Origin of the sequence: Pararhodobacter sp. SW119, from assembly GCF_017811755.1 — a bacterium.
In the GTDB taxonomy this organism is placed as follows: Bacteria; Pseudomonadota; Alphaproteobacteria; order Rhodobacterales; family Rhodobacteraceae; genus Pararhodobacter.
In genome coordinates, this window is the sequence record NZ_JADDJF010000090.1 from 1 (window position 1) to 6,999 (window position 6,999).

Genomic DNA, 6,999 nt, shown 5'->3' on the forward strand with positions numbered 1-6,999 from the left:
GGGCACCTCGATTTTTGACTTTTCCCGATTACGCGGAGCGGGCTCAACGGTTTGAGCCGGCATGATGCCGCCGGTCGGCGTCCTCGCGTGTTAAGGGGTCTTCGATGCTCGGCCTGTCAGGCGCAGCGTTTCGTGCCTCGCGGCCTGATTTCCGTGCCCCGTGGTCATGCCGGGCACGCCCATCTTCGACAGTTTCGGGCAGAAAAAGCAGTGCGACTGGCGAGTGCGCTGATGTAGTTGGGGGCACCCGATCTTCCAGCCCAAGCCCCAGAAAGCGCATGAACGACAGCGGGTCGCGCACCTGATACTCGATCTGGTCGTCGGACAGGTTGTAGAGCGCGCTCAGCACCAGCGTGTTGAACATCAGCACCGCATCCATGGGCTTGCACCCCGCACGCGAGTTGCGTTCCGCCTCACGCTTGCGCCAGACCCGTTCCAGGGTCGGGCGGAACTCATCCCAAGGCACGACGGCGTCGAACTCAACCAGGGGGTCCCTCTTGGCGTCCAGGCTCGCGTAGCGATCTGAAAGATCGAAGAAACCCATCTGCGCCATCATCACACCCCAGCCGCGCAACACCCCGGCCGTCATAATGCGGCGGCAAGGACAGGGCAATTCTTAGAGGTGCCCTAGATTGATCATCGTCTTTCGCTCACTTCCAAAAAGCTTCGATAGGCTTCGTCGACTTTGGAAGTCGACTCGAGTATCTTCTTTAGGAAGCGCTGTTCAAATTGGCGCGCCTGTTCATCGCGCCATTGATCAGAGACTTTCTCCCACTCACTTGTAATTTTTGAGGCGCTACGCATATCTCGACCTTAGAACGCGTGCAGGGACGTGAGACCAACCTAGCTCCTTCGCAATCAGGATGCGGTGTCGCCCCGACGTGATGCCCATTTTACCAATTTCCTTCTCCCGTTGTCCATCCAAAACGATTACATCGCTCGTACCAAAACTCCCAAGCATGCACTCGTAGGCGAAGCGCGGTGTCGTCGACATGGAGTCGCGCTCCTCCGCCCTACTAGCTGCAAAATCATCTGCCGTTAACGATGGGTTCTCGTCCAAAGCTGGCAGCACAGAATCTCGAAAGACCTGCATCATCGCTTTCATTTCAGCATGTGGTGCCTTCTTGAACTCCAAGTCGTTCGGCAAGAGCGCTTCGTCGATTTCATTAATGGGCACCCATTGCATCTTTCGTGGCAAAGGAGGCAGCCTGCTGCTCGATTGAAAAGAACGATCAGAGCTCGTGTGTTCTGCACTGTTACTCCGCGGAGCTGGAGCCGCTGATTTGGCTGCGGGCGCAGCTAGACTCGATTCGCCGGGAATTGTTATCGCTCTATATTGGCCGCCGGCCGTGATCCGCTCACACAGAAACGCTTGACCAGCAGCGAATGCGTCACTCAAGGATTGCGTCTCGGTGTTGAGCACTTTCAGGAATTGGCTCGCGGCATCTTCAACACTTCGTAGCTGTTGTCGTGCCTTACGAACTTCAATCTGTGCCTCATCTACAGCGTCCTGCTCAAATTGTTTGCTTTCGTCATCGGATCCGTTTCGCAGGTTCTCAATCGCCACCGTCAAGGTAGCTTCCCGATCCTCAAGCGTCGCGCGCGACTGAGCAACTTCCTGGGAGATCATCCGTCTCATTTCCTCGAACTCAGCTGCGGCGCTCACCTCGGCTGTACGTAGTTCGCCCTGAAAATCAATCAGGACCTCCAATGAGACCAGGTAGGCCGATGACACTGTTCACCGTCCTAAAAATGCGTCGGCTGCGGCCGCCTTGCGCCTCAGAAAATCAGAGTAATGATCCATCTGAAATTCAAGGCGTGTCAGCGCCAGGTCGAACTTGGTGTGCCTTGCGACAAATGCTTGATATTTGCCATCATCCCAGAAGGCCTTTAGATCTTCAACTTGTTGGTTCTGGAGGCTCCGCCTGTTTGAACAGAGCCTGCGAATTTCCCTTAGCTCACTTTCGAACTGACGTAGTCTTTCCGGTGTGATGTCGATCTGAGCCATTCTCAACGTCCAATGCTATACAGTTTTTCGAGTGCTTCGGCATCCCGATTAAGTTCGTTGATCGTCCTCTGACACTGCTCCATGTAGTCTTCGAGGGACATCAGGACCTTTGAGACCTCGTCCTTGAAAGCAAAGTATTGATCGTCCTTCCAGCCCTCGCCAAGCATTGCAAGGCCATGATCTAAGCGCGTCAAAGTCTCATACCAGAAAGCCCTATTCTGCGTTAGCTGATCGCAGAACACGCGCAGTTTTGCGGGATCGTTTCTAATCTTTTCCATCTACTAGCTCCTAGCGCCAATCCATGTTTCACGTACTTCTTTACTCAGCTTGACGAGCCATTCCGTATCTGGCGGAAGGAACGGACGTATCTGTGTGAACACACCCACCTTCTCGTCATCGTAGCATATCATTCGATTACCGCGACTTAGCTTGGACGCAACTGTATCGTCAAACAACCGCATCGAGTCGCTTGAGGACATTGGTCCTGACAGCCGCTGCCCAAGTTCGTTCATCGCCTGACTGTCGAGGATCTTCGCTGCGTTCTGAGGTGTGTCGCACCATATGATTGTATGAACGCCGAATTCTGGACCTTCGCGAAGAATCTTTTTGAGGTTGCCGTGGACAGACTCCTCGTTGTTACCTCCAAGGAAAAACCCGCTATCAGACTGGCGCAAGTCCCGAGCACGCTGTATCCCGAAAAGAAAGAAAAATACCTTTGTTAGATGTTTCGAACCTTCGGCATTGACACGGGATTCAACCTCTGAGGCCAGACCTTTGACGAGCCCTTCGATTTCCCTTCGCGAATATACCGTCAGCGGGTGTGGAAAGGTCTCCTCAAATATTTCCGGATGTTCGGCCCAGTCAGCATCGGCCGACGAAAGATCGACAAAATGGATCACTACTGACTCTGGGGTCTCTTGCGCGGCTATTGAAAGCAAAGCGGCGTACGCGGCGCCAAACGCGATCTTCTCATCGCGATCAAGAATGAGGACGTTCGCCCCACTCTGCCGCTTGAGCTCGATAGCGTGCGTGGGAAGCATGGCTATGGGTTCGCCCACCCAGAGCCTTGTCGGACCTGTGCCACCAAGTGCCGGCCAGCCTTTGAAAGCGCTATTTAGTGTGCGACAAAACTCCAAGCTTGCGGGCTCGTTACCCTCAAACACAAACGGGCCATCCTTGATTTCCTGGTCTCCTTCAAAAACCTCCAGAGCACGCTTGCGAAGTGCTTGAAGGCGAGTGATCCGCTCCTCAGGTTGTAGGAGTGCTGTTTGAAAGACGTTGTTTCCTTCAACCAACCCGTTCTTATCATTGTATATTGCTTCGCCAGCGCGATCCAACAAGCGGGCAGCGGTATTGTCATCTGCAAGAATGAGACGGGAATCGGAATCCGAGCACTGCATCGCAATCCTTACGCCGATTTGCTCGAGAATAGATCTCGGCAGCTGGACGCCGGAGATTGATTGAGAAGCAAGGATCAGGTGCATCCCGAAACTGCGTCCCTGTCGGACAATGCGCTCAATTCTTCCGACAGCCTCACGCGACGACGTATCTTCATCGACGAAGAGCTCGTGAAACTCGTCTACGATCAAGAGAATACGTGGAAGAGGGGCTTCAGAAAAATCGCGATACGCCGGGAGATCCTGAACGCCCGCATCTCGAAAAAGATCACCACGACGGGTAAGCTCCGCGTCCATTCCCTTCAAGACGCTGAGCCCAAACTCCTTTTCACTCTCAATAGCAACTACGGAAGCATGAGGAAGTTTGTGAGTGGCATAGTCCTTGAACTCAACGCCCTTCTTGAAGTCTACAAGCATGACTTGAAGGTCTTTTGGTGAGTATAGCTCTGCCATGCTCATTATCAGCACGTGAAGTAGGTTACTCTTGCCAGAGCCTGTCTTGCCCACGAGAAGCGCATGGTGAGCGGTCGTGCCTTTTTCCCCCAGCACCAACTGCTGCAGTTTTCGAGCGCCGGTTGGTCCAAGCGGTGCTCGCAATGAATGAGAGTTCCTGGCCTGCCATCGGCCCGAAATACCCTGCAGGCCACTGAGGTTCTCATCGAACACGCGTTCGATCATTTTGTCATACGGAACCTCGACCCTTGCACCATCACCCGCCGCTCGGCCGTGAGAAGACACGATTTCCGCTCCATGCGAAGGATCGACTGCCTTACTAAATTGAAAATAAAGGGCTGGAAGGCGTAAACTTCGGGAGGACACCAGACAAAGATGGCCATTCTCAAAACGAAATGTGTTTGCGGTCTTTAGCAGCGTGTCTATCTTGGTTCCGTATGGAGGTTCTTTGCTATCGTCACGTACAAGGCATACATGCACGCCGCACCGTGGACCATTTTCCATGATGCGTTCCAGTGCAAGAACCGAATCCGTATCAAAGTTCTCTGGAAAACCATGGATAAGGACAAACCGGAAAGGTTCGGCTATCGCCCCGGCCGCTTCATTGTACTCGTCAATCGTCTGGTAGTCGGACCTCAAGTACTTCTGAACAACTCCTTCGATATGCTCCACTATCTTTTCTAGTTGCTCTTTAATCTGTCTTTTGTTGGTCCAGACTTTATTGCTGATGAGCTTCTCGTCATAGTCGGCGAGTTCATGAAAAGACGAAAAGTTTTGTCCGAGACCGATCGGGTCAATCATCAGAAATCGAACGCTACCGGGTGGGTAAAGGCGCAATATCTCGAAGACAAGGGAACTCAGCCCTTTTGCAATTCGTGTTTGGTCCGCTGGGCCACCCTGAAAGACGATGTGGCTTGCTGCCTTTCTGTCGAATACCCAGGGAACGGAAATATCTCGTAGTCTTGTCCGAAAGGTTTTCGCTATCGGCGCCACAGTTGCCCCCCATTACTACCCAACAAATGATTGGCCCCAATTTTTGTATTCATTGTGGGCGCACCTCACGCACATCCACTTCCTTTAGTGGGTCGATGCCAATTTCTACGCACTCGCGAGCCCATCGACTCAGTTGGTCAGTTTCCTTGGCAAGATTTCGAGAGGCGGCAAAAGCCTGAAGTTCGAAACCATTGATTTTAAGCGCAGCAATAAAGGCGTCGAGTGCTTCACGCCTATCACCCTGATCCCAGAGAACATTACCCTTCTTCACAAAGCACGAGGCATATGTATTGCAAACTTCGGAATCATTAGGATGGATTTCGTATGCCTTGGCAGCGGTCTTGGTGGCTTTTTCTGGGTCATTTAGGGACAGTAGCGCCCGAGTAAGAACACAATGCGCTTTGACAAATTCTGGAAACTGTTCAACGCAATCGCTGAGCAAGATTAGCGCTTCTCGCTTTTTTTCTCCATCTTGTGCCGCATCCGCGTCTTGAAACATGGCCATTGCCATATCGAAGAGCATCTCGGCTTGGCCATGCCGGTCGATCCTTGGACGAATGTTGGGCGCGGCAGAACTCTCTCCGCGCCCTGAAACACCGCTTGAGACTGACCCGTTGACAACATGGTTTTGATCGACGGCTTTCATCGAAAGCCGCACTTTACCGCGATCATCGAAGCCCAAGAATTTTACCCAGACTTCCTGACCCTCTTTCAAGACATCCGAGGGGTGATTTAGGCGTCGATTTTCGATTTGGCTGATATGGACCAGTCCATCGCGCTCACCGAAGAAGTTTACGAAAGCGCCAAAATCGACAATCTTGGTAATTCGCCCTCTATATATCTCACCCTCGATTGGGTCCTTTTGCTTCGGATCGTCACTTGAGGCATGTGGATCCTTTGGCTTCGAATCGTGACTAGCGGCAGAGCCCTTTGACCGTTCACTTCTTGCGATAGCGGAGAGGCTTGCGGCGCCCAGAACAGCGAACTGCGTTCCCAATGCTGTGGATCTGTTCTCGCTTGCCTGCTCTGATGAGCTTTGGGGTCGGCGATGGAACAGGTGCTCGTTCAGTTCCTGCCACTTCTGGGACAGTTTCGATAGTCGATCTGCAAGGCTTGCAAGTTCAATGTCGGTAGCCTCTACCGTATCATCAAAGTTCTTCTTGACCAAGTGAAACCTGTCGTCTTCGACTTTAGATTGATTCGCATACTCCTTCTGAGCAGATGCATCACTGTCAAATTTTTCCTTACGGATGTTTGCGAATTCGGTCTCAGCGGCGTTGACGAGCCGTCTTATTGCGCCTGCGCTTCTATTGATCTTTGATCCATAGACTACAAATACGCCGAGGGCGACCAGCCCACCAATTCCCAGTCCCGCAACGAACGAAACGCCCGAAAGCCAAGAGATTACAACGGCGCCGGCTGCGCTCCACCAAGCGATGTTCGAATATGACTTAAATGAGTCTTTTGTGAGTTCCGCTTTTGCTCGCTGCGCGTCGGATTGGGCGGAGCTAAAACTGGAAGGTCCTGGCACGGAAGAGCTCGCGTCGGAAAAGACACTTTCTGGAGATCGATTTGATACGCTGACAACTGTTTCTTTGACCTGATCAGCCAGATCTCCAAAGCTAGACACTGCGGAAATAACAGAGGATGCCCGTGCTACAAAGCTCGATCTGTTCGCGTCCAGTTTCGACTGATATGTGCTTTTGAGCGTGTGGTTGATTTTGGTGTGCTTTCTCTCCTCGGCATCGAATGCGCGGGCAAGTTCCTCCAAGGCCGTTTCGCAATTAGCGGCATCTTGGAGTGCGGCCAAAAGCTGTGCAGGTCTGACACCATTTGATTCCAGCATAGCATCAATCTCATTTAATGCCTCTTGGAAGTGTTGTTGACTTGTCGTTAGCGCTGCATTCGCGCAGTTGACTTCCTGTGTGAACTCAGTTTTCTGCAATAACGTCCCCAATGTTTCGTCAGCCGATATTCCCCAAGTTGCTTGCCCTTTGAGGTTGCGCCGACACTCCCAAAGTGGCCTGCGGTTTGAGGTCAAGATCGCCTGACGAGCCCGTGAGGTCAACCGATTTTCGCTCCGGACAGCGCTTGGCTGTTGATTGTCAGTGGGAACTTTCCCGGTATTGTCACCGGGATCTGACCCGC

The 6,999-nt window shown here is 52.5% G+C and carries 5 protein-coding genes and 1 pseudogene; all 6 read right to left on the reverse strand.

Going from position 1 to position 6,999, the window contains the following annotated elements; translation table 11 throughout:
• Positions 1–241: 241 nt before the first annotated feature.
• Positions 242–553 (reverse strand): annotated as a pseudogene (locus IM708_RS19830) (transposase); the annotation flags it as partial.
• Between the two features lie 243 nt (positions 554–796).
• Positions 797–1,735: a hypothetical protein gene (locus IM708_RS19835; protein ID WP_209428304.1), complete on the reverse strand. Its 939-nt coding sequence runs from the start codon at positions 1,733–1,735 to the stop codon at positions 797–799.
• Between the two features lie 3 nt (positions 1,736–1,738).
• Positions 1,739–2,008, reverse strand: a complete 270-nt coding sequence (locus tag IM708_RS19840) for a hypothetical protein (protein WP_209428305.1) — start codon at positions 2,006–2,008, stop codon at positions 1,739–1,741.
• A gap of 2 nt (positions 2,009–2,010) precedes the next feature.
• A complete protein-coding gene (locus IM708_RS19845) occupies positions 2,011–2,286 on the reverse strand; it encodes a hypothetical protein (protein WP_209428306.1) in 276 nt (91 codons plus the stop codon).
• Positions 2,287–2,289: 3 nt separating this feature from the next.
• The gene (locus IM708_RS19850; RefSeq protein WP_209428307.1) at positions 2,290–4,659 is read right to left on the reverse strand and encodes an FtsK/SpoIIIE domain-containing protein; all 2,370 of its coding nucleotides are present in this window, start codon (positions 4,657–4,659) and stop codon (positions 2,290–2,292) included.
• 241 nt (positions 4,660–4,900) lie between these two features.
• On the reverse strand, positions 4,901–6,999 hold a 2,099-nt coding region (locus IM708_RS21470; RefSeq protein WP_245243349.1), incomplete at its 5' end, for a tetratricopeptide repeat protein.

Excerpts from the sequence above, each read along its gene's own strand:
- IM708_RS19840 (WP_209428305.1), bottom strand. The coding sequence starts at position 2,008 with ATGGCTCAGATCGACATCACACCGGAAAGACTACGTCAGTTCGAAAGT.
- IM708_RS19845 (WP_209428306.1), bottom strand. The coding sequence starts at position 2,286 with ATGGAAAAGATTAGAAACGATCCCGCAAAACTGCGCGTGTTCTGCGAT.
- IM708_RS19850 (WP_209428307.1), bottom strand. The coding sequence starts at position 4,659 with ATGATTGACCCGATCGGTCTCGGACAAAACTTTTCGTCTTTTCATGAA.